The 25,161-nt window shown below is 68.9% G+C and carries 25 protein-coding genes and 1 tRNA gene; 12 read left to right on the top strand and 14 right to left on the bottom strand.

From position 1 onward, the window contains the following. Positions 1-84: 84 nt before the first annotated feature. Together ACFXMF_RS17120 and nth are read right to left on the bottom strand one after the other, a co-directional pair. The gene (locus ACFXMF_RS17120) at positions 85-819 is read right to left on the bottom strand and encodes a CoA pyrophosphatase (protein WP_360316021.1); all 735 of its coding nucleotides are present in this window, start codon (positions 817-819) and stop codon (positions 85-87) included. Continuing rightward, the gene (nth, locus tag ACFXMF_RS17115; protein WP_360316018.1) at positions 816-1,670 is read right to left on the bottom strand and encodes an endonuclease III; all 855 of its coding nucleotides are present in this window, start codon (positions 1,668-1,670) and stop codon (positions 816-818) included. The genes ACFXMF_RS17120 and nth overlap by 4 nt, the downstream gene beginning before the upstream one ends. A gap of 217 nt (positions 1,671-1,887) precedes the next feature. Between nth and ACFXMF_RS17110 the strand changes: the two genes are divergently transcribed. After that, positions 1,888-2,562: a Crp/Fnr family transcriptional regulator gene (locus tag ACFXMF_RS17110; protein ID WP_020554920.1), complete on the top strand. Its 675-nt coding sequence runs from the start codon at positions 1,888-1,890 to the stop codon at positions 2,560-2,562. A 114-nt stretch (positions 2,563-2,676) separates the two neighbouring features. Here ACFXMF_RS17110 and ACFXMF_RS17105 read toward each other — a convergent pair whose 3' ends face one another. The 5 genes from ACFXMF_RS17105 to ACFXMF_RS17085 all read right to left on the bottom strand — a co-directional run bounded on the left by ACFXMF_RS17105 (position 2,677) and on the right by ACFXMF_RS17085 (position 5,680). Continuing rightward, positions 2,677-3,510 (bottom strand): MBL fold metallo-hydrolase, encoded by an 834-nt coding sequence (locus ACFXMF_RS17105; protein WP_360316016.1) that lies wholly within the window; start codon positions 3,508-3,510, stop codon positions 2,677-2,679. Positions 3,511-3,594: 84 nt separating this feature from the next. Further along, on the bottom strand, positions 3,595-4,470 hold the full coding sequence (locus ACFXMF_RS17100; RefSeq protein ID WP_379989669.1) for an NUDIX hydrolase: 876 nt from the start codon (positions 4,468-4,470) through the stop codon (positions 3,595-3,597). 114 nt (positions 4,471-4,584) lie between these two features. Continuing rightward, entirely contained in the window at positions 4,585-5,052 is a 468-nt protein-coding gene (locus tag ACFXMF_RS17095; RefSeq protein WP_360316013.1) for a RidA family protein, read from the bottom strand. Beyond that, positions 5,049-5,216, bottom strand: a complete 168-nt coding sequence (locus ACFXMF_RS17090) for a hypothetical protein (protein ID WP_360316010.1) — start codon at positions 5,214-5,216, stop codon at positions 5,049-5,051. Before ACFXMF_RS17090 ends, ACFXMF_RS17095 begins: the two co-directional genes overlap by 4 nt. 11 nt (positions 5,217-5,227) lie before the next feature. Further along, positions 5,228-5,680 (bottom strand): Lrp/AsnC family transcriptional regulator, encoded by a 453-nt coding sequence (locus tag ACFXMF_RS17085; protein ID WP_360316008.1) that lies wholly within the window; start codon positions 5,678-5,680, stop codon positions 5,228-5,230. 181 nt (positions 5,681-5,861) lie between these two features. Here ACFXMF_RS17085 and ACFXMF_RS17080 point away from each other — a divergent pair, with 181 nt between their 5' ends. From ACFXMF_RS17080 to ACFXMF_RS17065, 4 genes are all read left to right on the top strand, one after another. After that, positions 5,862-6,734 carry a tryptophan 2,3-dioxygenase family protein gene (locus ACFXMF_RS17080; RefSeq protein ID WP_360316005.1) on the top strand — a complete coding sequence of 291 codons (873 nt, stop codon included), beginning with the start codon at positions 5,862-5,864 and terminating at the stop codon, positions 6,732-6,734. Between the two features lie 23 nt (positions 6,735-6,757). Beyond that, a complete protein-coding gene (gene kynU / locus ACFXMF_RS17075) occupies positions 6,758-8,053 on the top strand; it encodes a kynureninase (RefSeq protein WP_360316003.1) in 1,296 nt (431 codons plus the stop codon). A 148-nt stretch (positions 8,054-8,201) separates the two neighbouring features. Then, positions 8,202-9,278 carry an ArsA-related P-loop ATPase gene (locus ACFXMF_RS17070; protein WP_360316000.1) on the top strand — a complete coding sequence of 359 codons (1,077 nt, stop codon included), beginning with the start codon at positions 8,202-8,204 and terminating at the stop codon, positions 9,276-9,278. Next, entirely contained in the window at positions 9,275-10,444 is a 1,170-nt protein-coding gene (locus tag ACFXMF_RS17065; protein WP_360315997.1) for an ArsA family ATPase, read from the top strand. Before ACFXMF_RS17070 ends, ACFXMF_RS17065 begins: the two co-directional genes overlap by 4 nt. 201 nt (positions 10,445-10,645) lie before the next feature. On the opposite strand, the gene ACFXMF_RS17060 is transcribed toward ACFXMF_RS17065, so the two are convergent. Beyond that, entirely contained in the window at positions 10,646-10,960 is a 315-nt protein-coding gene (locus ACFXMF_RS17060; protein ID WP_020554910.1) for a WhiB family transcriptional regulator, read from the bottom strand. A gap of 369 nt (positions 10,961-11,329) precedes the next feature. Here ACFXMF_RS17060 and ACFXMF_RS17055 point away from each other — a divergent pair, with 369 nt between their 5' ends. Further along, a complete protein-coding gene (locus tag ACFXMF_RS17055; protein WP_360315994.1) occupies positions 11,330-13,669 on the top strand; it encodes a transglycosylase domain-containing protein in 2,340 nt (779 codons plus the stop codon). A gap of 155 nt (positions 13,670-13,824) precedes the next feature. Here ACFXMF_RS17055 and ACFXMF_RS17050 read toward each other — a convergent pair whose 3' ends face one another. Continuing rightward, positions 13,825-14,280 carry a GatB/YqeY domain-containing protein gene (locus ACFXMF_RS17050; protein WP_360315991.1) on the bottom strand — a complete coding sequence of 152 codons (456 nt, stop codon included), beginning with the start codon at positions 14,278-14,280 and terminating at the stop codon, positions 13,825-13,827. Positions 14,281-14,549: 269 nt separating this feature from the next. On the opposite strand from ACFXMF_RS17050, the gene ACFXMF_RS17045 reads away from it, so the two are divergent. The 3 genes from ACFXMF_RS17045 to ACFXMF_RS17035 all read left to right on the top strand — a co-directional run bounded on the left by ACFXMF_RS17045 (position 14,550) and on the right by ACFXMF_RS17035 (position 16,422). Then, the gene (locus ACFXMF_RS17045; RefSeq protein ID WP_360315988.1) at positions 14,550-15,473 is read left to right on the top strand and encodes a metallophosphoesterase; all 924 of its coding nucleotides are present in this window, start codon (positions 14,550-14,552) and stop codon (positions 15,471-15,473) included. Positions 15,474-15,522: 49 nt separating this feature from the next. Further along, positions 15,523-15,596 (top strand) — tRNA-Pro (locus tag ACFXMF_RS17040). 148 nt (positions 15,597-15,744) lie between these two features. Further along, complete coding sequence (locus tag ACFXMF_RS17035) at positions 15,745-16,422, top strand: DUF6009 family protein (protein WP_379989184.1); 678 nt, start codon at positions 15,745-15,747, stop codon at positions 16,420-16,422. Positions 16,423-16,726: 304 nt separating this feature from the next. Here the strand turns inward: ACFXMF_RS17035 and ACFXMF_RS17030 are convergent, their stop codons facing one another. The 5 genes from ACFXMF_RS17030 to ACFXMF_RS17010 all read right to left on the bottom strand — a co-directional run bounded on the left by ACFXMF_RS17030 (position 16,727) and on the right by ACFXMF_RS17010 (position 22,720). Further along, positions 16,727-17,491 carry a hypothetical protein gene (locus ACFXMF_RS17030; protein ID WP_379989183.1) on the bottom strand — a complete coding sequence of 255 codons (765 nt, stop codon included), beginning with the start codon at positions 17,489-17,491 and terminating at the stop codon, positions 16,727-16,729. Between the two features lie 71 nt (positions 17,492-17,562). After that, the gene (locus ACFXMF_RS17025) at positions 17,563-20,886 is read right to left on the bottom strand and encodes a hypothetical protein (protein WP_379989182.1); all 3,324 of its coding nucleotides are present in this window, start codon (positions 20,884-20,886) and stop codon (positions 17,563-17,565) included. Between the two features lie 479 nt (positions 20,887-21,365). Next, positions 21,366-21,737 (bottom strand): hypothetical protein, encoded by a 372-nt coding sequence (locus tag ACFXMF_RS17020; RefSeq protein WP_379989180.1) that lies wholly within the window; start codon positions 21,735-21,737, stop codon positions 21,366-21,368. 454 nt (positions 21,738-22,191) lie between these two features. Further along, complete coding sequence (locus tag ACFXMF_RS17015; RefSeq protein ID WP_379989179.1) at positions 22,192-22,452, bottom strand: Txe/YoeB family addiction module toxin; 261 nt, start codon at positions 22,450-22,452, stop codon at positions 22,192-22,194. A gap of 10 nt (positions 22,453-22,462) precedes the next feature. Beyond that, positions 22,463-22,720: a type II toxin-antitoxin system prevent-host-death family antitoxin gene (locus ACFXMF_RS17010; RefSeq protein ID WP_360316068.1), complete on the bottom strand. Its 258-nt coding sequence runs from the start codon at positions 22,718-22,720 to the stop codon at positions 22,463-22,465. A gap of 202 nt (positions 22,721-22,922) precedes the next feature. Here ACFXMF_RS17010 and ACFXMF_RS17005 point away from each other — a divergent pair, with 202 nt between their 5' ends. The 3 genes from ACFXMF_RS17005 to ACFXMF_RS16995 are packed head-to-tail and all read left to right on the top strand — an operon-like array spanning position 22,923 to position 25,030. After that, positions 22,923-24,110, top strand: coding sequence for a hypothetical protein (locus tag ACFXMF_RS17005; protein WP_379989178.1), 1,188 nt, complete (start codon positions 22,923-22,925; stop codon positions 24,108-24,110). A 15-nt stretch (positions 24,111-24,125) separates the two neighbouring features. Further along, the gene (locus tag ACFXMF_RS17000; protein WP_379989177.1) at positions 24,126-24,842 is read left to right on the top strand and encodes a DUF5753 domain-containing protein; all 717 of its coding nucleotides are present in this window, start codon (positions 24,126-24,128) and stop codon (positions 24,840-24,842) included. Beyond that, positions 24,839-25,030, top strand: coding sequence for a DUF397 domain-containing protein (locus ACFXMF_RS16995; protein WP_360315980.1), 192 nt, complete (start codon positions 24,839-24,841; stop codon positions 25,028-25,030). The genes ACFXMF_RS17000 and ACFXMF_RS16995 overlap by 4 nt, the downstream gene beginning before the upstream one ends. Positions 25,031-25,161: the final 131 nt, after the last annotated feature.

Below are 25,161 nucleotides of genomic sequence, written 5' to 3'. Positions count from 1 at the left end.
ACGGCTGTACAGAGCCGATGTTGACGCTCCGTCAGCCCGGCCGCGGCACCGGACGCGGCGACGGGCCGACGGCCGCGTCCCAGTTCAGTCCCGCACGTGGGGCTCGGAGGCGGTCTCCTCGTAGCGGTCGAAGCCGCGCCGGGCCAACCGGGCCTCGGTCTCGGACAGGGTGACCTCGCGCCGGTCGTCCCACGGCCGCTCCCAGCCGGTGTGGTGCAGCACCCGGTCGATCAGCCCCGCGGTGAAGCCCCAGACCATCATGTCGTGCACCAGGAACGCCGGACCCAGGTGACCGCCGGGGTGGCGCAGCCGGGCCCGGTTGGCCGGGTCGGCCAAATCGGCGATCGACACCCGCATCACCCGGGCGACCTCCTCGGGCGCTCCCGGGGCCACCTCGCTCTCGCGGTGCCACCACGCGAGCACGGGGGTGACCACGAAGTCGCTCACCGGGATGTACAGATCGGGCAACCGGCCGAAGATCCGCACACCGGCGGGGTCCAGCCCGACCTCCTCCTGTGCCTCGCGCAACGCGGTCCCCTCCGGGCCGTCGTCGTCCGGGTCCACCGAGCCGCCGGGGAACGCGGCCTGGCCCGCGTGCGAGCGCAGCGTCAGCGCACGCTGGAGCAGCAGCAGGTCCGGGCCGTCGGGTCCCTCGCCGAACAGGATCAGCACCGCGGAGCGTCGACCGCCCTGGGCGGGGGGCAGGAAGCGGCTCAGTTGCTCGGGGCTGATCGACGCGGCGGTGCGCGCGACCGGGCGCAGCCATTCCGGTAGATCGGCTTCGGCCCAGGTCTGGATCCCGGTCCCGGTCTGAGTCACCCGGCGTCCCCCTCGTCTTTCGGTACGTTCCTCGCCGCGTCGACCGGCACCGCGAGCACCGGCAGGGCGGGCGGTTTGAGCCGTTGGCCGGGCTGCCCGGCCATCTCGTACTTGAGCAGCGCCGCGGCCTTGATCGGATCCGTCTCGCCCTCGCCGTACGCCGGACACAGCGGTGCGATGGCGCACGCCCCGCAGGCCGGGCGGCGGGCGTGGCACACCCGGCGGCCGTGGAAGATCACCCGGTGCGAGAGCAGGGTCAGGTCCCTGCGCGGGAAGAGCGCCCCGACCTCCTGCTCGACCTTGACCGGATCCTCGTCCTTGGTCCAGCCGAATCGCCGGGCCAGCCGGCCGAAGTGGGTGTCGACGGTGATGCCGGGGACGTCGAAGACCTCGCCGAGCACCACGTTGGCGGTCTTGCGTCCCACTCCCGGCAGGGTGACCAGGTCGGCGAGCTTGCCCGGCACCTCGCCGTCGTAGCGCTCCAAAAGCGCCTGGGACAGGCCCTGGACCGAGCGCGTCTTGGCCCGGAAGAACCCGGTCGGCTGAATGATCGCCTCCAGCTCGGCCGGCTCCGCGGCGGCCATCGCGGCGGCGTCGGGGAAGCGGGCGAACAGTGCCGGGGTGACCGTGTTGACCCGTCGGTCGGTGGTCTGCGCGGACAACACCACGGCGACCAGGAGCTGGAACGCGGTGCCGTAGTCGAGTTCGCAGTGCGCACCCGGGTATATCTCGCCCAGCTCGCGATTGATCCGGCGCGCGCGGCGCACCAGAGCGAGATGGGACTCGGTTTTCACGACCTTCGCGGCAGCCCGCGACCTGCGCGGTGCGGGCTCCGTCACGTTGCTGGACACCCGGCCAGAGTACGCAGATGTGTGGGGACTACGGTCGAGCAGTCCGCACACGCTTGATCACAGGAGCGACATGTCCGGTTACTGCGGATCCGCCCGTTCGTGATCCAGGCCACCCCGCGTAATGATTGCGGGTACCGGTGCGTCAGACTGTGACCGATCGCACTGTTTGACCGCTCGGCTTCATTGGTGTCGACCAGGCCGGCCTAGGAGGAACCTCGTGGACGACGTTTTGCAGCGGGCTCCGCTGTTCGCGGCGCTCGAAGATGAGGACGCCGCCGAGCTGCGGGCCTCCATGACGGAGGTCGCGCTCGAGCGCGGGGACTCGCTCTTCCACGAGGGCGACCCGGGTGACCGGCTGTACGTGGTGATCGAGGGCAAGATCAAGCTGCATCGCAGCTCCAACGACGGTCGCGAGAACATGCTCGCGGTGCTCGGCCCGGGCGAGATGTTCGGCGAGTTGTCGTTGTTCGACCCCGGACCGCGTACGGCGACCGCGACCGCGCTCACCGACGTGCGGCTGCTCGGCCTGGGCCACTCCGACCTGCAGCCCTGGCTGACCGGTCGGCCCAAGGTCGCCGCGGCACTGCTTCGGGCGATAGCCCGTCGGCTGCGGCGGACCAACGAGAGCCTGGGCGACCTGGTCTTCTCCGACGTCCCCGGCCGGGTGGCCAAGGCGCTGTTGGACCTGTCCCGCCGATTCGGGGTGCCGGCCGACGAGGGCATCCACGTCGCGCACGACCTCACCCAGGAGGAGCTGGCCCAGTTGGTCGGCGCCTCGCGGGAGACGGTCAACAAGGCGCTGGCCGACTTCGCCAGCCGGGGTTGGCTGCGGCTGGAGGCGCGTGCGGTGGTCCTGATGGACGTCGAGCGGTTGTCGCGCCGCTCGCGGTGACACGTCGCGAACGGATGAACCGATGATGCGGGGCCCGCCGGTCGGCGGGCCCCGCGTCATGTTCCGGCGAGGTTTTCCGACGTCGGTCCCAGGCGTCCGGTTCCGACGTCGGTCTCAGGCGTCCGCGTGCTCGGCCAGGTATTCGAGCTGGGCTCGGACCGACATCTCGGCGGCCCACCACAGTCCTCGGTCCACGTGCGCGTAGACCCGCTCCACCACGTCCTGGGCGGTCTTGTCGCCGGCGGCGACCGCGGCCCGCACCTGGGCCAGTCGGTCCGCCCGGTGCGAGAGGTAGAAGTCGAGCACGCCGGCCGCGTCGTCCAGGATCGGGCCGTGCGCGGGCAGTACGGCGGTGATCTCGCCGGATTCGGCGAGCGCGCGCAACCGGCGCAGCGAGTCCAGGTAGTCGCCGAGTCGCCCGTCCGGGTGCGCGACCACCGTGGTGCCCCGGCCGAGCACGGTGTCGCCGGTGACCACGAAGCGGTCCTCGGCCACCAGGAAACACACCGAGTCACCCGAATGGCCGGGGGTGACCAGCACCCGCAGGTCCAGTCCGCCGTCGTCGATCACCTGGCCGTCGACCAGGCCCTCGCCGCCGTAGCGCCACTGTGGGTCGACCGAGTGCACGACGGCGTTGGTGAGCGCCTTGAGGCCGGCCACACCGGCCGAGTGGTCGAGGTGGCCGTGGGTGAGCAGGATCCGGCTCACCCGGCGGCCGTCCGCCTCGACCGCGGCGACGATCGCGCGCAGGTGACCCTCGTCGTCGGGCCCCGGGTCGATCACCACGGCGGTATCCGCGCCGGGCTCGGCCACGATCCAGGTGTTGGTGCCGTCCAACGACATCGCGCTCGGGTTCGGCGCGAGCAGACACGTCACCCGTGGGCTCGCGGGTCCGCCGATGCTCTCCCGGGGATTGCCGGGCAGGGGCTGTGTGTTCATGGTCGCCATCCTGTACCTCGGTACCGGTGCCTCGATCGCCCGGGGCCGATCCGGGCCCTGTGCGCGGACCGTCCCCGAGTCGTGCGCGGGGTCTCAGCGCAAACCGAACGGGTCCGCGATACCGGGCCATTCGAGCACGAGGCGGTCTCCCTCGAATCGGCCCTGCGCCATGATCGGGGTGATCTTTCGGTCCTGCGCGGCGGCCAGCGCCGCCGCCGGGTCGGCGAGCTCCGCGAGGTGGCGCAACGTGTCGATGGTGGGCGGCAACATCGCCATGTCCTGCGCCCGGTGCTGTTCCAGCGCGTCGGCGGGGCGGGCCCAGGTGACCCGGTCGGCCTCGCCGGAGACGTCCCGGGTGCGCTGGCCGGTGGGCAGGGCCGCGACGAAGAACCAGGTGTCGTAGCGCCGGTCCTCGAACTCCGGGGTGATCCAGCGCGCCCACGCGCCCAGCAGATCGGAGCGCAGCACCAGGTCGCGGCGCTCCAGGAACTCGGTCAGCGTCTGCTCGCGCGCCACCAGTGCCGCACGGTCCGCCTCCCAGTCCGCGCCGGTGGTGTCGGAGACGATCGTGCTGGGGTCGGGCCCGGCGAGCAGCACGCCGGACTCCTCGAAGGTCTCGCGCACAGCCGCGCAGACGATCGCGCGGGCCTCGGCGACGCCGGTGCCCAGGCGTTCGGCCCACACCTCGGGTGCGGGTCCGGCCCAGGCCACCGAGTGGTCCGCGTCGCGCGGGTCGACGCCGCCGCCGGGGAACGCGTACATCCCGGCCGCGAACTTCATCGTGGTGTGCCGGCGGAGCAGATACGCCTCGACGCCACCGGGACCATCGCGCAGCAGCACCACGGTCGCCGCGCGACGCGGGGCGACCGGCTGTGCCTCGCCGGCGATGATCGCGCGGGCCCGCTCGGCCCAGGACGCGGGCATGCCCGACTGGGCGTTTCCGGCTTGCGTACTCCCCGTTTCGACCATGCGCGGGATCGTACGCCTGACCGTGTCAAGTTCCACCCCTCACCCCCGAAAACGATCGGACCCGACCCGAAAGGGGCGGGTCCGATCATCCTGGTGGCCGAATCGGTGGTTTGCTCAGACCACCTCGACGAGGATCTCCACCTCGACCGGGGCGTCCAGCGGCAACACGGCCACGCCGACCGCGCTGCGGGCGTGCCGTCCGGCCTCGCCGAAGACCTCGCCGAGCAGTTCGCTGGCGCCGTTGATCACACCGGGCTGGCCGGTGAAGTCCGGGGCGCTGGCCACGAAGCCGACCACCTTGACCACCCGGCGCACCAGCGACAGGTCGCCCAGCTCGGACTTGACCGCCGCGAGCGCGTTCAGCGCGCACTGCCGGGCGAGGTCCTTGGCCTCCTCGGCGGTGACCTCGGCGCCGACCTTGCCGGTCGCGGGCAGCTTGCCCTCGATCATCGGCAACTGGCCGGAGGTGTGGATGTAGTTGCCGGTGCGGATCGCCGGCACGTAGGCGGCGACCGGGGGCACCACGCCGGGCAGGGTCAGGCCCAGCTCGGTGAGCCGCTGTTCGGGGTGTACCTCGCTCACTGGGCGGCCCCCTGCTTCGCGCGCTTCATGTAGGCCACCAGGCTCTCCGGGTTGGGACCCGGCACGACCTGCACCAGTTCCCAGCCGTCGTCGCCCCAGTTGTCCAGGATCTGCTTGGTCGCGTGCACCAGCAGGGGGACGGTCACGTATTCCCACTTCGTCATGTGTGCAGACTTTAGACGGACACGTCGGGCGGTTCGACGGGGCGCCACGCCACCGGCGAGGACAACACCATCGTGCTGGACGGTTTCCCGTGCTCGGCGAGCCGGTCGATCAGCACCTGGAAGTCGGCCATGCTGGCCACCGCGACCATCAGCAGGCAACACGCGTCACCGGTGACCCGGTGCACCTGGAGCACCTCGGGCCAGTCGCGCACGGTGTCCGCGTCGCGGCGCAGCAGGCAGCCCGGGCCGTAGCAATTCATCCGGACCAGCGCCACCACCCCACGCCCGGCCGCAGCCGGGTCCACGTGCGCGTGGTAGCCGGTGATCACGCCCGCGTGTTCGAGCCGGCGCACCCGGGTGGCCACCGCGGGCGCGGAGAGGTTGATCCGTCGGGACAGCTCGTTGAGCGACACCCGGGCGTCGAGCTGTAGTTCGGCGAGCAATCTGCGGTCGATCGCGTCCATACGCAGCCTCCGTTGTCGATCGTGAGGAGATGCCCCCGGATACCTTGCGAGCGTAAACCGAACCGGCCCTTCCGATGCCCGACACCCATTCCCAACCGAATGGTCGAACGATTCCATATGGGCACTCCCCGACCGGCCCCTTCCGGCGCACCGGCGGGACGGGCCGGAGAGGTGCTCTGCGATGACGGTCGACGAACGAACGCCCCGAGCCGAACCGGCCGGCGGGTGCCCGATGGCCGGCCCGCACCAGGACTTCGGCGACGCGGTCGCGCCGCCGTACGCGGACTACGTACAACTCGACCGACTGCTGTCCCTCCAGCACACCCGCACCGACGTGCCCGCCGAGTTGTCCTTCCTGATCTCCTCCCAGGTGATGGAACTGCTGTTCGCGCTGCTGCGGCAGGAGTGGACGACCGCGGGCGAGCGGCTGGACGCGGACGACCTGCCCGGCGCGATCGGCACCCTGCGGCGCAGCAGCCGCGAGTTGGACGTGCTGGTGTCCACGTGGGACCTGCTCGCCACGCTCACCCCCGGCGAGTTCGGCGCGTTCCGAGAGGCGCTCGGCGAGGCGTCCGGCTTCCAGTCGCATCTGTACCGGCACCTGGAGTTCCTGCTCGGGATCAAGCGCGCCGGCGTGCTGCGGCCCTACACCGGCTCCCCGCGGGTGCACGCCGAACTGGCCCGCTCGTTGCGTGCGCCGAGCCTGTACGACCACGCGCTGGGCGTGCTCGCCCGCCGCGGTCTGTACACCCCGGAACGCGGCGCGGACCCGAGCCGGCCGTACCAACCGTCCGAGGATGTCGAGCGCGCGTGGGCGCGCGCGTACACCGATGCCCTGCCCGACCTGGTCGAACTCGGCGAGACGCTCACCGACATCTCCGAGCGCTGGACCCGCTGGCGTGAGCGGCATCTGGCCGCCACACTGCGAGCGCTGGGAAATCGGCCGGGCACGGGTGGCTCGGCCGGAGCGTCTTGGTTGGAGCAGACCGTACGCGTGCGCGTTTTTCCCGAATTGTGGACCATGCGCACCTTGGTCGAACCATCGAAGGTCTGAGTTCATCGAAAGATGGGTGAAGCATGTCCGATTCCATGTCGAACACGGCCGCCGGCGATTCGTCGGGCCACTTCCCGACCGGTCGTCTCGGGGCCGATCGGGTCACCGAAGCCGCCAAGCTGGACGCGGCGGACCCGCTGGCGCACGTGCGCGAGCGTTTCCTGCTGCCGGCCGGCGTGATCTACCTCGACGGCAACTCGCTCGGCGCGCTGCCGGCCGCCGTACCCGAGGCGCTGAACGACGCGGTGCACCGCCAATGGGGTACCGACCTGATCCGTTCCTGGAACGCCAACGACTGGTGGAGCGCCCCCGCGCGGATCGGCGACCGGATCGGCGCCCTGATCGGCGCCGCGCCCGGCCGGGTGGTGTGCGGCGACTCGACGTCGGTGCAGATCTTCAACGCGGTCGCCGGGGCGTTGCGGCTGCGTCCGGGACGGACCGTGGTGCTGGCCGACCCGGACAGCTTCCCCACCGACCTCTACCTGGCCGACTCGATCGCGAAGCTGCTCGGCGCCCAGGTGCGCCGGGTCCCGGTCGGCGAGGTCGAGGAGGTGCTGCGCGCGGACGGCGCCACGATCGCGGTGATCGCGTACAACCACGTCGACTACCGCAGCGGCGAACTGCGCGACCTGCCCGGCCTGACCGCCGCCGCGCACGCCGCGGGCGCGCTGGCGCTGTGGGACCTGTGCCACTCGGCGGGCGCCTTCCCGATCGACCTGGACGCGCACGAGGTCGACCTCGCCGTCGGGTGCGGCTACAAGTACCTGTCCGGCGGGCCCGGCGCGCCGGCGTTCGTCTATGTGGCCGAGCGGCACATCGCCGACTTCGCGCCCGCGCTGACCGGCTGGCACGGGCACGCGAACCCGTTCGGGATGGAACCCGGCTACACACCCGCGGCGGGCATCGAGCGGGCCCGGATCGGCACCCCGCCGCTGTTGTCGATGCTTGCGCTGGAGGCCGCGCTGAGCGCCTACGACGGCGTGTCGATGGCGGACGTGCGGGCCAAGGGCCTGGCGCTGACCGACCTGTTCATCGCCTGCGTCGGCGACCTGGGCCTGGAGACGCTGACCCCGATCGAGCACGCCCGGCGCGGCAGCCAGGTCGCGGTGCGCCATCCGGAGCCGCACGCGGTGATGGCGGCGCTGATCGACCGGGGCGTGATCGGCGACGTGCGACCGCCGGACGTGCTGCGCTTCGGCTTCAACCCGCTGTATGTCGGCTACGCCGATGTGGTCGAGTCCGTGCGCGTCCTCGGCGACATCCTGGAGACGGGGGCGTACCGGGACGCGCGCTACGCCGTTCGGGCGACGGTGACGTGACGCGGGTCACCACGGGGGGATCACCTCCGACCGGGCGGGGAGCGGGTGGTTAGGCTCGACTCGTGAGTTTGGGTGCGCGGTCACACGGATCCGGTAACGCCTCGGCTGCGGCCGGATGGCGCAAGCCTTCGAGGGCAGGGATCCGGGCATGCCGACCACCCGAGACGATCGTCGCGCCGCACCGCCCGACCGCGACCGCCGGACGGACGCCATGAGCACCTCCACCACGGCGGGCGCACGCACGACCGACGGCGACGCCGATTGGGAAGGCGTGCGCCTGCACGTGGTCAGCGGCAAGGGCGGCACCGGCAAGACCACCGTGGCCGCCGCGCTCGCGCTGGCGCTGGCCTCGGGTGGGCGGCGCACCCTTCTGGTCGAGGTGGAGGGGCGGCAGGGCATCGCCCAGCTCTTCGACTGTCCGCATCTGCCCTACGAGGACCGCAAGATCGCGGTCGCGCCGGGCGGCGGCGAGGTGTACGCACTGGCGATCGACCCGGAAGAGGCGCTGCTCGAATACCTCGACATGTTCTACCACCTGGGCCGGGCCGGAAAGGGCCTGAAGAAGCTCGGGGCGATCGACTTCGCGACCACCATCGCGCCGGGCCTGCGCGACGTGTTGTTGACCGGCAAGGCGTGCGAGTCGGCCCGCCGGCGCGCACACGGGCAATTCGCCTACGACGCGGTGGTGATGGACGCGCCGCCCACCGGCCGCATCGCGCGGTTCCTCAACGTCAACACCGAGGTGGCCGGGCTGGCCCGATTCGGCCCGATCCACACCCAGGCCGAGGCGGTGATGGGGGTGATCCGCTCGCCGCAGACCGCGGTGCACCTGGTCACCCTGCTGGAGGAGATGCCGGTCCAGGAAACCGTGGACGGCGTCACCGAGTTGCGCGACTCGGGCCTGCCCACCGGCGGCGTGGTGATCAACATGGCCCGACCGCCGCTCCAGGCCGAGGACGAGAGCGACACCGGGCAACGGCTGACGCCCGAACTGCTGGAGGCCGGTCTGATCGCCGGCGGCATCAAGCCCACCCGGCCGCTGATCTCCTCGCTGCTGGCCGAGGCCGACGAGCACGCGAGTCGGATCGAGCTGGAGAGCACGGGCCGCGCCCTGGTCCGCGGCCTGGACCTGCCGGTCTACGAACTGCCGCTGTTGGCCGACGGGATGGATCTGGGCGGTCTGTACCGCCTCGCCGAGGCGCTGCGCGAGCAGGGGATGGCATGAACAGGCTGGAGATCGACGAGCTGATCGACGACCCGGGCACCCGCATCCTGGTGTGCTGCGGCTCCGGCGGCGTCGGCAAGACCACCACGGCCGCGGCCCTGGGACTGCGCGCGGCCGAACGCGGTCGGGACGTGGTGGTGCTGACCATCGACCCGGCGCGCCGGCTGGCCCAGTCGATGGGCCTGAGCGAGTTGGACAACACGCCCCGCCGGGTCGTCGACGTGGACGAGACCAAGGGCGGCAGCCTGCACGCGATGATGCTCGACATGAAGCGCACGTTCGACGAGATCGTCGAGCAACACGCCGACCCCGAGCGCGCGCAGCAGATCCTGGACAACCCCTTCTACCAGTCGTTGTCCTCCAGCTTCGCCGGCACGCAGGAATACATGGCGATGGAGAAGCTGGGCCAGTTGCACGCGACCGGCGAGTGGGACCTGATCGTGGTGGACACCCCACCGAGCCGGTCCGCGCTCGACTTCCTCGACGCCCCCCAGCGGCTGGGCTCGTTCCTGGACGGCCGGCTGATCCGCATACTCTCGGCCCCCGCGAAGGTCGGCGGGCGCGGTGCGCTCAAGTTCCTGTCCGCGGGCATGGGTTTGATGACCGGCGCGCTGAGCAAGGTGGTCGGCACCCATCTGCTGACCGACATCCAGACCTTCGTGGCCGCGCTCGACACCACCTTTGGCGGGTTCCGCAAGCGCGCGGACGCGACCTACAAGCTGCTCCAGGCCCGCGGCACCTCGTTCCTGGTGGTCGCCGCGCCGGAGAAGGACGCGCTGCGCGAGGCCGCGTACTTCGTCGACCGGCTGGGCACCGAGCGCATGCCGCTGGCCGGGCTGGTGCTCAACCGCGTGCACGCCACGCGGGCGGGCCGACTGTCCGCGGAACGCAGCCTGGCCGCGGCCGAGGCGCTGACCGAACAGGCGGAGCAGGACGAGGTCGATCCGGTCGGGTCCGCGTCGCACCCCGCGGACCTGCGCCTGGTCGCGGGGCTGCTCACGCTGCACGCCGAACGGCTGCGGGTGATCGACCGGGAGGAGCGGATGCGTACCCGCTTCACCTCGATCCACCCCGAGGTGCGGGTGGCCGAGGTCCCGGCGTTGCCCGGTGACGTGCACGACCTGGCAGGTCTGCGGGTGATCGGCGAGAGCCTGGGCGCGGGCTGAGCGCGTGGTCGGATCGCGAGCCGCCGGTCGGCGGGACGCGTTCGGGACGGGTCCGGGACCCGCGCGACGGCGGGCGGCCGGCACCTGATCCCTCGCCGGCCCGCCGGGACCCGGGCCTGACTCCCGGCCCCGGCGGGTGATGACGACTCGAACGTGGTGGTGTTCGGCTGCCTGTCGACACGTGTTCAGCGCGCGGCGCGCTCAGCCGGCAACCCGAAACTCCTCGTCTCCGTGGATGTCGCGCTCGTACTCCTCGCGCGCGGTCTCCAACAGCCGACGCCAGGACGTGATCATCGGCCGGCGACGAAGCAGCGCGCGCCGCTCCCGCTCGGTCATGCCGCCCCAGACGCCGAACTCCACTCGATTGTCCAGCGCGTCCGCCAGGCACTCGGTGCGGACCGGACACCCGGTGCACACTGCCTTGGCGCGATTCTGCGCCGCCCCCTGCACGAACAGCTCATCCGGATCGGTACTCCGGCAGGCGGCCTGCGTGCTCCAGTCGGTAACCCAGCTCATGCTGGTGCCGTCCTCTCCCGATTTTCGAGGCTCCCCCAACGGCGGCGAAGGGAATTCCCGACGCCAAGCAGGACGGTACGAAACCCTGGGCACGCGCAACAGCCCCTGCGCGGGCAGTCATCGATGGCCCGGAAGGACTATGCGCAAATATGGACCCACCCGTCCGGGTGAATGCTCTTGCGTTTCCGGTCACGGCTTCACTCAGAAGGAGGCACGCCGGCGGCACGAAGCTCGGCAGCAAGACCCGACATCCGGCCTCATTCACTCTAAAGAGTGAAATGCCTACTGACACGGATCCCCCGGCTGCTCCGCCAGCTTAGGCGAAGTCCCTTCCCCGCGTAGGGTGTTTGGCCACGTAGGCTGTCGCCCATGGCCCGAACTTCCTCCGGCTCGGCCCGCCCGAAAAGCGGCTCGTCCGGCCCACGATCCCCGCTGGGCTTCGTGGGCCGCTTCGCCGCCTTCGTGGGTGCGAGCATCCTCGCCGGTGCCCTGGTCGCGGGAATCGCGCTGCCGTTCGTGGGCGGCTTCGGCCTGTCCGCGAAGGCGGCGTCGGAAAACTTCGACGACCTGCCCGGTGACCTGGATCAACCGTTCCTGTCGCAGCCGTCGTACATCCTCGACTCCGAGGGCAACCAGCTCGCGATGGTCTACGACCGGTATCGCATCCTGGTGAACTACGACCAGATCTCACCGATCATGCGTCAGGCGATCGTGGCGATCGAGGACTCGCGCTTCTACGAGCACGGTCCGATCGACCTCAAGGGCACGCTGCGCGCCCTGATGCGCAACCAGCAGTCGGGTGGCAGCGGATCCAAGCAGGGCGGTTCCAGCCTGACCCAGCAGTACGTGAAGAACATCTTCGTGGAGGAGGCCGGCAACGACCCGGCCAAGGTGGCCAAGGCACAGGCCCAGGAGATCTCCCGCAAGATCAAGGAGCTGAAGTACGCGATCGGCCTGGAACAGCGGCTGTCCAAGGACGAGATCCTGACCAGGTATCTCAACATCACCTTCTTCGGCCGCCAGGCGTACGGCGTGGAAGCCGCGTCGCAGCGCTACTTCAGCAAGCACGCCAAGGATCTGACCCTGCCCGAGGCGGCCACCCTGGCCGGCGTGGTGCAGGCCCCTTCGGCGTTCGACCCGATCGGCTATCCGAAGGCCGCCCGGGAACGCCGCAACATCGTGTTGCAGCGCATGGCCGAGGTGAAGGTCATCTCGCAGGTCGAGGCCGACGCGGCCAAGGCCACCGAACTGAACCTGAAGACCCAGCCGCTGCCCAACGGCTGCATCACCGCCGACCAGATCGACGGTGCCGCGTTCTTCTGCGACTACGTCGAACGGGTGGTCAAGAACGATCCGGCCTTCGGCGCGAATCGGGAGGAACGCGACAAGATGTGGCGTGAGGGTGGCCTGCGGATCACCACCACGTTGGACCGAAAGGCCCAGAAGGCGGCCTACACCGCCGCAACCAAGGGTGTACTGCAAAAGGACCCGGTCGCCGACGCGGTCGTGATGGTCGAACCGGGCACCGGCCGGATCAAGGCGATGGCGCAGAGTCGGCCGTACGGCTTCGGCGACTACGAGACCACCCTGAACTACTCGGTCGACCACTCCATGGGCGGCTCGACGTACGGCTTCCAGACCGGGTCGACCTTCAAGCCGATCACCGCCGCGGCGGCGCTGGAGAACGGGATGAAGGTCGATCAGGAGTATTCGACCGAAGCCCAGATGGACATGCGGAAGGAGAAGTTCCGCACGTGTGACAAGCCGACTTCGCCGGACCCCTCGTTCAAGGTGAACAACGAGAGCACGAGCGAGGTCGGCACCTGGAACATGCAGACCGCACTGGAGAAGTCGATCAACACGTACTTCGTCCTGTTGTCCAAGGACGTGGGGCTGTGTCCGATCGCGACGCTGGCGGATCAGCTCGGGGTGCACTCGGGCGACGGCAAGGCACTGCAGCAGGTGGGCAGCATGACGCTCGGCTCCAACACGGTGGCACCGCTGAACATGGCCGCCGCGTATGCCGCGTTCGCCAGCCGTGGCGTCTACTGCTCGCCGGTCGCGGTCACCGAGGTGGCCAAGCTCGACGGCACCAAGTTGTCCGTCCCCCAGGCGGGCTGCAAGCAGGTGATGAAGCAGAGCACCGCGGACACGATCAACGCCCTGCTGGAGGGTGTGGTCGAGGACGGCACCGGAACCCAGGCCGGCCTCAAGGATCGCGACAACGCGGGCAAGACCGGCACCACCGACTACCGCAAGGCCGCCTGGTTCGTCGGCTACACGCCGAACATGTCCACGGCGGTGTGGGTCGGCGGCGCCAAGGACGACGTCAAGATGTTCGACATCACCATCGCCGGCGTCACGCACGACAAGGTCTACGGCGGACAGGTACCGGGGCCGATCTGGAAGAGCGCCATGAACGGGGCGCTCAAGGGCCTGGACTCGCCGAGGTTCGTCGACCCGCCCTCGGGCACGATCCCCTCGAAGCCGGACCCGAACAAGAAGCCGACGGACGGCAAGCCGCGGGACCGGGACCAGAACCGGCCGCCGAACGGCGGCAGCACCACACGACCGCAGTGGCCGCCGGTGACCACGCCGCCGCGCACCACGCCGCCGCCGGGCGGCGGCACCACCAAGCCGCCGGAGACTCCGCGACCGGGTCATTCGTGGCCGCCGATCGGGGGCTGGCCCGGGGGTGATGACGGGTGACGGGTGACGGGTGACGGGGTCGTGCGGATCTCGTCGATCCTGCCTACCCCGTGACGAATGACTGTGGCGGTGCCCCCTGTTTCTTGGGGAGCACCGCCACAGTCATTCGTGGAGCAGGTCGGGCCGGGTGGGCCCGAGGGCACCAGGGGTGGGCGTCAGACGCCGAGCTGGCTCTTGATCTCGGCGGCGATCCGGCCGCCCTCGGCCTTGTCGCCGACCTTGGGACGAACCACCTTCATCACCTGGCCCATCGCCTGCGGACCGCTCGCCCCGGTCTGCGCGATGGCGTCCGCGACGATCACCTTGAGCTCGTCGTCGGACAGTTGCGCCGGCAGGTAGGCCGCGAGGACCTCGCCCTCGGCACGCTCGCGCGCGGCGGACTCGGTCCGGCCGCCGTTCTCGAAGGCTTCGGCGGCCTCCCGGCGCTTCTTCGCCTCGCGCACGATGACCTTGACGACCTCGTCGTCGGACAGCTCGCGGGCGGTCTTGCCCGCGACCTCCTCGTTGGTGATCGCGGTCAGGGTGAGGCGCAGCGTCGAGGAGACCAGTTCGTCACGGGACCGGATGGCCTCGGTGAGGTCGCTCTGCAAACGGCTCTTGAAGGTGCTCATGCGCTCAAGTGTCGCAGCCGCGGGTGTGCGGCCGTACCGAATTACCCGGGCGTGCGGCGCACCGGTCCGGCGGCGGCCGGGTAATTCGGGCGGATCCGGGCGGTCCGGCCGCGCCGTCGCACGAAGTCCCGCGCGGCACCGGGCAGGACCCGCCGTACCGCCTCCAGGAGTCCGCCCGCCGGCCTCGCGGAGTCCGGTTCACCCGCCCCGCGGGGTCGTCCGCGACACCGAGACTGCCGACGACCGGCCGGTTCTGCCAGCATGGAGGGATGCGACCGCGTTCAGCCTTCCCCCTTGCCGTTGCCGTCACCGGGGCCGCCTGCCTCACCTATGCGGCGGCCTACGAGGCCCGTTCGTTCCGTCTGCGCCGGGTGGAGGTGCCGGTATTGCCACGCGGGGCGCGGCCGGTACGGATCCTTCAGGTGTCCGACATCCACATGGTCTCCGGCCAACGCCGCAAACAGGAGTGGCTGCGTCGACTCGACGCGCTGCACCCCGACTTCGTGCTGAACACCGGCGACAACCTCTCCGATCCGGACGCCGTACCCGAGACGCTGGACGCGCTGGGCCCGCTGCTCGGCCGCCCGGGGGCGTACGTATTCGGATCCAACGACTACTACGGCCCGCGCCCCAAGGACCCCACCGGCTACCTCCGCCGCGACGACGGCACCCGCCGACTCGGCCCCGAGAACCCGTGGACCGACCTGCGCGACGGCTTCGCCACGGCCGGCTGGGAAAACCTCAACAACGCCCGAGGCCGACTCAAGGTGGACGGCCTGGAGATCGAGCTGGTCGGCCTGGACGACCCGCACATCGACCGCGACCGCTACGAACAGGTGGCCGGCGGCCCCGACCCGGCTGCGGACATCTCCCTCGCCGTCGTACACGCCCCGTACCTGCGCGCCCTCGACGCCTTCACCGCCGAGGGCTACCCCCTGGTGATCGCCGGCCACACCCACGGCGGCCAGGTCTGCGTCCCCTTCTACGGCGCCCTCACCACGAACTGCGACCTCGACCGCAAACGCGCCAAGGGCCTGTCCAGGCACACCTCCGCCGACCGCGAGTCCTACCTCCACGTCTCCGCCGGCTGCGGCACCTCCCGCTACGCCCGCTTCCGCTTCGCCTGCCCCCCCGAGGCCACCCTCCTCACCCTGACCCCCCGCCAGTCCACCGCCGCCCCCACCCCCCGCTAAACCGGATTTCGCCTCAGGCCCCCGACCCGCTAAGCTGAACGCGCAGCATCGGGGTGTGGCGCAGCTTGGTAGCGCGCTTCGTTCGGGACGAAGAGGCCGTGGGTTCAAATCCCGCCACCCCGACCCAGGTCAGAGGCCCTATCGGAGAGATCCGGTGGGGCCTCTGGCGTATTGCCAGCACGAAAGTACAGCAACTACTCGACCCCTCAACGGTTCTCAGCAACCGTCGGAGGGAAGCTCTACAGCCACTGCCCACTCGGGAGGGGACTGCGTGAGCAAGGATCCGGATGCCGTCCGCGACGAGGACGGCATCATCTGGACCGAGGACATCGAGGCACTCGACTACGTCCGCGAGCACGTCGACATGCTCACCGGCACCCCACGACGCCCCGTCGCCTGGCGTGGGCCCGGCCGCCGAGTCGGGTACTCCGTGCTGCGGGCCGACGCTCCCAGAAACGGTGCGCCCGGCCGGTTCACAAGACGAGTCTTCTGGGTCAAGGAACACGATCGGTCCGAGCAACCGGACGGCGTCTACAAGACCGGCGCACCGAGCGAAGCCGTGGACCCTCGGACCGTTGCCGCAGGTGTATTCGGAAGCCTCACGGATCGTGCGTGGGGAGCACCCCTCCCCGCAGCGCTTGCCGACCTCTCGACGGACCAACCCGACAATCACGGCCCCGCCAAAGGCCCCAAGCGCTCTCGGCGCCCACCGGCTGAAGCCGCAGCGAGCAGGAAGCACGAGGCCACGCAGCAGGGGGTCAAGGAGGCGTTCGGCGATTGGCTGCACCTCCACGACGTGAGCGTCCCCGACAACGTGAAGGTTGCGGTGAGTGAAGCGTTCACCAGCTGGCTCTGGGCTCACTCGGAAGAACTGGTCACCGCCATCGCCGAGGCGGTGGCGGCCAGGACACTGCCGCCGGAACCGCCCGCGTCCAATCCGGAAGGTTGATGTCCCCGTGGCGTACTCGGTATGAGGAGACGCCTACGGCCCCAGCATTTGCTTTGTCCGCCTGCGGCTGGCGAACGCGCGGGCTCACAAAAGATCACGATGCCCAAGACCGTCGGCCTCTGGGCGAAGACCGATCTCGTGCAGCTGGCAACCAGCAAGGCGGCGGGTCTTTAGACCCTCGTGCTCGGCCATCGATCCTTCGCGCGGCACCAGTTCGCCGTTGGTAGATCGGAGGCCCTACATGTAGAACGCGTATCGACCCTGCGGGTGGTCTGGCGGGCCCAAATGAACCGGCCTGTTCAGATCAATCGCGCAGCAACACCCACACTTCTTTGAGCCGCTTCATATACGTTTCGCCCACGGCACCAGTGAGTTCCGCTACGGCATGCGCCAGTCGGAGGGCAGGGACCGCCTTGGGTGTACCGAGTACCTTGAGCTCACTCAACACGTCAGAGTAGCTGCAGGGCAGGTTCCCGGTTCGGGAGATGAGGCTCTGCTCGGCGAACGCAGCCAGAACATCGGCGGTGGTTTCTCCCCTACGTGGCCTGTAGCCCGCCCATCTCCGCTCGACTTGGCTGACGTGCATTCTCCGCAGCCCGTCATTCAGGGTCATCTTGAGGTCGGCCGCCACCCGCACGACGGCAGCCTCTTCACTCACATCCACCTTGGTCTGCCACGCGGAGCGGAATGCTTTGTTCCGATTCTTCGTGATGGTCCGGCAGAGTAGATCGATCGCGGTGTTGAACGTCTTCATCAGCGCGGTGCTGCATGCCATCCAGTCGTCTGAGGTCGCCGGACCGCGGCCTCCGCAGGCCGACTTGACCCAGAGCTCGGCCTGCTTATCCTGCTCGTCAGCGCCAGCGTGCTGGTACGACGTGCGCAGTGAGTTGATCAGATCGTTGAAGTAACGGGCGCCGCCAGCCGGTTGCCCGTAGCCCATCAGGAAGCGGACATCGAGTTTCCAGGTCTCCCACCAGAGCTTGTACGCCGTCGAGACCAGTTCTTTGAAGCCTGCCTCGTCCTGCACGTTGTCAGGCCAGGTGTCAAGGAACGACAGGTCCAGAACCATGCCAATCGAGATCTGGCGATGTTGAGCCAGGGTAGTGCAGTGGGTGCGGAACGCTTCACATTCAGCGTGCATCAACGGACCGCCGAGGTACGCAGCCGGGGGCGGCCGGTGATCGGGTCGGCGAGCGCGCCGCGCATGTTGAAGGCGATGTGGAACGAGGGCAGGTTCTCGTTCTTCTTTCGGTAATCAGAAATCGAAAAACGCAAGGGGATAAACTTCACCTCGGTGTGCAGCTCATAGACCCAAGCAGTACCGCGGCGTCCGTCCGGGGTAGCCGACAGGACCCGGCCGGTGAAGGTTTGGGCGGTGCCATCCGGCTGCGAGGCGAGGTATTTGGAGATGATGCGCGAGGACACGTCTCGTGACTCGCGGTCGAGCCTGTCGAACGCCTCCTTCGATGCCTGATACTGCCCGAGGTGGAACAGGGCCAACCCACGCAGGAAATCGCGCCGATACCGGTCGTAGCCAACCGTTTCTGGGATCGCTTCAACGATGGCCAGACACTCGGTCCAGGTCTCGTCGCTGAATGCCACTACCTCGCGTTCACCCTGCAGGAACCGCTGGCCAGCCTTGGACTCCCAGAACAAGTCCAGCAGCAGCCGCGAGCAGCGCCAGTCGGAGCGGACCTCGCTTGGTGCCCGCCGCAGTGTCTCGACGGCCACCTGCGGTCCGTCCTCGCCAGCCCTGGCCGCGCGCAGCGCAAGGAAGTAATACGCGGCTGGGTCACCGTTCTCGGTCAGCGCGATCAGGTGCTTGGCCTCCATGGTTGGATCATTGAGAAGTCTGGCCAGCTCCGCGTACCGGTCGTCATACTTGGCCAGTTGCTTCGGGCTGAGCGCGCCGGGATCAAGCGAATCGAGCGAGGACTGGGCGCTGGCCAGCAGATCGAGCCGATCGTGCGGCGTCAGCGTGCCGGACTGCACCGCATCTCTGGTGGCCCAGGCAATGACATCGACCGGGTACACATTCTCCGGATCCACGGCACGGGCCCGCAGTGCCACCCGGGTCACATCTCGCATGAGCGCGAGGATCTGGGAGGATGTCCCCTCGTCCTCCGACGCCGACAGCTCGTAGATCTGCGCCCCTTCTGCACTGGCCAACTCAACGAGAAGGTTCAGCCGAGAGTGCGGTGAGGGGTCGGAGTCCTCCAGCGTGGTTTCCAGCATCCGCTGCACGTCCCGCACCAGTTGGAGACGCTCCTCGCGGGGGATGACGTCGTTCCGCTGCGCCCACTTGACGTACTCGCGGGTGAGGTTGGCCTCCAGCAGCGCCAGGCGGGGGTGCGCGTAGTCCCGGGTCAGCCGCAGTTCGCGGAAGGCCTCGGCCAGCTCGAGAAAGTGTGGCGTGAAGCTGCGGTTGTCGGACTGCGGCCCGATCCGCTCCAGCAGGTCCGCGATGAACTGGACCTCGCCGCCACCCCACCGGTTTAGCTCCGGTCGCAGGTTGGTAATCAGCTGGGCCGCGACTTCGACTTCGGTGGGCAGGTTCAGGTCCTCCCGGGCAAGCAATTCGGCTTCCAGAGGCGTGCGGGTGCCAAGGAACTGGCCGCCGCTGTCGTCCTCGGTCCAGCGGAAGATGTCGAAGTTCCTCACGAGGTCGACCAGCCGGTCCGCGCCTTCCCGGCCCAGGACGCGCAGCGCGAGTTCGAGCGGGATACGCAGCCCGCGGCGGCCGGCGACCAGGATCATAGAGGTGATCTGCTCGGCCGAGCTGCGCTCGTCGAACGAGAGGTTGATCAGCTCCTCGTTCGGGCGCTCGGCTGGCCGCAGTGTGCTGATGTTCACGCCCGCGTCCTGCAGCGCGCTTGCGACAGCCGTGAGCCGTGCCTCGCTGTTTTTGACTGCGGCTCGTGAGAGCCGCTCGAGTCCGATCTCGGCCGCCCGTACCTCGGTGACCAGGCCGTGTCGCAAACTCCACTCTGTCTCCGGGAGCAACAGGTAGAGCAGTGCGAGAAACGAGGAGTCGATCTTGTCGATCCGGTTGTTCGGGACCGACACCCCGAACGAGGACAACCATGGCGCTAGGCGGCGGCCCTCGGCGGCGCTGAGCGCTGGCTCGACTGTGATGATGCTTTTGCGCTTACGCGCGGAGTCAGGCGGTAGATAGCTGCTGCCGACAATGACCACCCTCTGTCCGCGCGAGCCCAGCTGCCGCTGGAGCAGGTAGTACTCGTCGCTGTCGACCATGCCGTCCCACACCAGCAGGGTTGGCAGATTGTGGCTCCGATCGGCCCAGGACGCAAAGGCCTCGATGTCGGCTAGGGTCGGCCGTTCGCCGCGCACCGAGCGGTGCAGCACCGCCGCACGGCCGGATCGCGCCACCTCGAGCGCCAGCGCAGTCAGGGCAATGGTCTTGCCGGTCGCCGTCTGTCCAGCAACGACGATCGGCTCAGGCAGGCCCAGCTCCTCCAGGGCCGACTGCACCCGCAGCAGCAGCCTGGCCTCAAAGTCTCGCTGCAAGTTGTATCCACTGGCCACAGCCTTCCACTGCGGCTGCCCTTCGCCGGTGCCGAGAAAGTGCCGAAATCGCTCGTACCGGATCGCGGACGAGGCGGAGGCAAACGGCTCAAGCAGGTCGGTGTCGACCGGCCGGGCCGCGCCGATCACCCGATTCCGGGTGTCGACGTCGATCTCGGCGAAGGTGTCGCCCACCGGAATGAACCGCCCGCCTTGGGCCCCGCGACCGGCCAATGACCGCTGCAGCCGCCCCTTCTCCTCAAGCTCGACCAGCACCTTGGCGAACGGCTCGCGATACGCCACCAGCACGCCACGCTCCTGCGCAGCCAGGAGGTACGGGTCGGTGAGCAGATCGTCGGTGACGGAGAAGAGGTGTGCCTGACACGCCTGGAGCCGAGTCATGAAGGTGAACAGGTCTTCTGGCCTCAGCCAGTCGTTGGCTGTGTACCCGTCGATGATCAGAATGCCGCGCGGTGTGATGATCGTGTCTGCCAGGGCGGTCAGCACCTCGGCTGCGTGGGCGCGCGCCTGGGCGGCGGCGACGGGCCCTACCGGGGGCCGCTCGTCCTCCGGCAACCCCAAACCGCCGAAGAGATACCGCAGATGCAGCTCTGTCGCCGACCGAGGATGCCTGCCGACTTGTGCCTGCGCGGTCGGCACCACGCGACGCCAGTCCCTTCGAAAGACGTCGAGCAGTCCAGAGTCGATGCGGGAGGTGAACACCCCGTTCCACGGGTAGTCCGAAGTGTCCGGCAACCAATCGGGCATGGGCTGCGCCCCTGTCGACTGGTCATATGCGGCGTAGATCGTAGTGCCATCCGGACCAAGCAGCGTTGGCTGCGGAATTGGGACGCCGGAACCGTTGAGGGCCTGCCCCAGGAGAAGGAAGGCAGGCCCCTCAACAAGTCGTTGTACAAGGGTTGCGATCGCGGACTCCATGAAGACGAGGTTAGCGTCACGCGCCAAGCCGCGACGGCGTTCGGCGGGCGTCGCACCGGGTTGCCTTCAAGCTCCTCTGCGGCCTGCGTGACGGACTTGCGAAGTGGGCATCGAAGCCAGCAGTCGGTCCAGCTGAAACCAGCACTGAAAGGCATCGATGCAGCCGTACTCAGGCGTCCAAGCGCCTGGAGCGTGTCGACGAGAGCCGCCGCAGGAGCCTCCCCCGTCCAGCTCTTCCAGCACGGATACCGCAGGAACGAACCTGCAGAGCCTGGACGCGAGAAGCCCGGCACTCTCGACAGCATCCTGGAGATGCACCGCTCCGACCCGGAACTGGCGAAGGTCGTGGGACTTCAGAGGTTCGCGAGGTCAGATCCGAGTACGGCGACGTGCTGGCTCTGCATGCCGCCTGAACCACTGCCGAGATGGCCAACGGCGGCCCTGTCCAAGCCAACCAGGGCCCTCGTTGACGCGAATGGCTAGGACCGATGCTTCCGGGGCGTAGCCGCCCATGACCGCGGAATCTCGTCGTCCCAGCCGCTCTCCACCGTGAAGGTAGCCGCTCGGCACCCGCGGCTGCGATCGGAACTGTGCACCCAACGCTCGCGGTCTCTGGAGTCGGTCTCGATGGGTTGCTGGCATTTGGTGCACTCGTCCCGATCAGGTTCGCTTGCCACGATCGCCTCGTCGGCTCGCTCTTGGGTCTGCTTGGCCAGGACTTCGAGGCGGACAAGCACCTCGCGCCCCGAGATCTCCGGGTTGAGGTCCACCATGCCGCGCACCGCGTGCACCAACTTGTGGGCCTCGGCCGACCTCATGGTCTCCATCATCGCCAAAATCCGTTCGTCCATCGCGCCCCACCCCTGTCCCTGGCCCCAGAAGTACAGCAGCAAAGTACAGCAACCAGGCCCGCCGACAGTGACCGTCAATGAACCTGGCACTCCCTCTGACCTGCGCAGATGACCCCAGCAACCACCCTGCCCCTGATTCGGGACGAAGAGGCCGTGGGTTCAAATCCCGCCACCCCGACCAGCAGTACAGAGGCCCTATCGGAGAGATCCGATAGGGCCTCTGTCGCGTTGCCGGCACGAAAGTACAGCAACCACGCCGGTTGCCGGCGGTGTTCATCAACCGGCGGCTGCGCCTGCCCGCCGATCTTCCCCGCCGCGAACGGCGGATCGGGAACCGTCTACGGCTGCCCCAAGCGGTGACGGTGGGGATGCGCCAACCTGATCGCCCGCTGGGAGAAGAGCCGTGGGCCAATGAAACCGACTACGGGACCGCACTCGATCCGCTTGGGTCGCGTCAGCTCTCGTAGTGGTAGCGGCACTGTGCGATCAGGACCGTGTCCTCGGTGGCCTTGTAGATCAATCGGTGCTCGTCGTTGATACGGCGTGACCAGTAGCCCTGGAACCCGTGCTTGAGCGGTTCCGGTTTGCCGATCCCCTCGTTGCCGTTCCGGGAGATGTCCGCGATAAGCGTATTGATGCGCTTCAGAACCTTCCGGTCCTGAAGCTGCCACCAGAGGTAGTCCTCCCAGGCGCGGGAGGAGAAGGTGATCTTCATCCGCCGGCCCTCATTCGTCGGTCGTCAGCTCGCGTACGGTGCCGCCGCCGTTTTCCAACTCGTCGATGGACGCAAGCAGACGCCGGGCGTTCGCAGGGCTTCGCAACAGGTATGCCGTCTCCTTCAGGGACTCGTAGTCCTCAAGGGAGACGATGACGACCGGGTCGTGTCCGGCTCGGGTGATGACAACCTCTTCGCGGTCGTCGTTGACGGAGTTGAGCACCTCGGCATACCGCGCGCGAGACTCGGAGTACGTCATGGTCTTCATAGCCAACCCTTCCTCGTCGTACAAGAAATTGTACGTCGACCTTCATGGTGCGGCAATCGCTTGGCCGACTACCGCGGACGGGTAGCAGGAGGCCGTGCTGCTCGGCGCCTTGACGCTGCCATGAGTCTGCCCACAGCAGCACGGCGACCACCCGGGCCCGGCTCGCGGACGACCGTGCCGGCGCACCACGGAAACTCTGCGCGTGGAGGGGTTCGACCCCGACGCCTTCGACCCCGACGCCTTGGACCGGCAACTGGCCGCGCTGGAGCCGCGTCGGCCCACAGCCACCGCAGCATCCGCGTCCGCCGAGGCCACCCTCGGCAGGCAGCACTGCTCCTGCGGGAAGTTCCAGGACGACGATCTCGACATGGAATTCGTCCCGGTGCGCCCTGTCTCCCTGGCACCGAGCACGGACCTGGCCGCCGCCGCACGGCAGGTGCCGCTGATCGACTCCGCGCTCCGTCCGGCCCACTGGTGCCGGGCGGGACGAGCCGTCACGTCCCGGGACGTACTCAAACCCGCACTCGGCCGCCGGGCCGTCCAGGAACTCGACCTGTGGTCCCAGGACGACGAGCTGAGCGCACTCCAGCCGGCGGAGCGTGGCCAGCGGCTGGGGCGCCTACGCAGTTCCGGCGACCTGCCCTGCCTGGACAACCCCTGGCGGCTCGCCCTGTACGCGGACTTGGTGGAAACCCGTGCAGGCACCGCACGGCCCGGCGCCGGCCTGCCCGCCACGGCAGGAGACGAAGGAGTCGTGGAGCTCTGGTGCGAGTCGCTCATGGACGAACTCGACGCCCTGAACGACCTCGAAAACCTCGGCTTGCCCCCAGTGTTGTTGACGGCGCTCGACATGCGGAGCGAGGACGGCGAAGGCTTGGCGGCAGCCGTCCTGCGGGCTCTGTACGAGGTTCTCGAAGGCGAATGGCTGGACACGGCGCTGCTCCTCGGCGCCCTCCGCGACGGCCTCCCCGATCAGGAGGCGCGACTGGTCGAACTGCTCCTCGTGCAAACCCTCGAGTACGCGGCCGTGGTCCAAGTGAGCCCACCATGCGTCGTCGCGGGCCGCAGGAGAGAAGTACGTCCGGTACACCCAGCGGGTCCGCTCGCCGCCGACGGACTCACGGACTCGGCGCAGGTGGCCGGCCGTCGACAGCGCGGTGAGCGCGGAGCGGACGGCTTGTTGTCCGTAGCGGGGAAGGGATTTGGCAAGCGTCTTGACGTCCATCGCGGCGCCGTTCGGCAGGCGGTCGACGTAGGCGGCGATATGGGCCTCGCGCTCGGGCAGATGTACGAAATCCGGCCTGCGGCGCGAGGGTTGGTCGGAGATTGCGCGTTTGCCGTAGCCCGGATTGGCCATTGGGTGCGCCGATTGGCACGGGGCGGCGTTTAGGAGTTCGCGCCACTCGTGGGCTACTCGGGTCACTACGTCGCCAAGATCGAGCAGGGCAAGCGCTTCCCTCCCAAGGACTTGGTGACACGCTCCGAAGCGGCGCTCGGACCGACTGCGGGGCGCGTGCTGAAGGCGGCGGCGCAGACCTTGTCGCGTAAGGCGGGGCTGGCGTCGTGGTTCCGGCAGTGGGCGGGGATCGAGGAGGACGCGGTATCGCTGTACGCCTACGAGTGTCGAGTGGTGCCTGGGTTGCTCCAGCCTGAGAGCTACATCCGTGCGGTCTTCGAGCGCCGAGTTCCGCCTTTGTCCGAAGGACAATTCGAGCAGCAAGTCGCCGCTCGCCTCGCCAGGCAGCAACTGCTGATCGACCGCCCCAACACCACGTTCTGCTTCATCGTGGAACAAGCACTGCTTGAGCGTCGTTTGGGTGGATCAGTCGTAACGCGGGCGTTGCTGGATAACCTGATTCGGCAAGGACAGCGGCGCAACGTGGAAATCCAAATCATGCCGCTGTGCCAGGAGGATCACTACGGTTTTGAGGGCCCCATGTACCTCGCCGAAGCGTCGGCCAACCAATGGCTGGGATACCTCGAAAGTCATGAGCACAGCAATCTGATCACCGACCCGAACGCAATCAGCGCAATGCTCCAGCGCTATGGAAGGATGCGGTCGCAGGCCCTCAGCCGTCCGGCGACCGCGCGCCTGCTGGAGCAGATGCGAGGAACGCTATGAGCGATACCGACCTGCGTTGGTTCAAGAGCAGCTACAGCGGTGGCGGGGGAGACAACTGCGTCGAGATCGCCGTATGCCCCGAGGTGATCCGTATCCGGGACTCCAAGGACGTACGCATCCAGCCTCTCGCCATCTCGCCCACCGCTTGGACCCGCTTCACCGCGCACACGGCGGGCAACCCGGGCTGAGTGCCGCGACGCCGGCCGAGCCGGGCGAGGGCCGGTAAGCGACGGCCGGTGTCTATGGTGGTTCGGTTGGTCGGCTTCCGCTCGCCCCGCCGGGGGCGGCGAGCGCAGCCGTTGTCGTCTTGTGAACGAGG

The sequence above is a fragment of the Embleya sp. NPDC059213 genome, from assembly GCF_042754445.1.
GTDB lineage: Bacteria > Actinomycetota > Actinomycetes > Streptomycetales > Streptomycetaceae > Embleya.
This window is presented reverse-complemented; position numbering and strand designations above follow the sequence as displayed.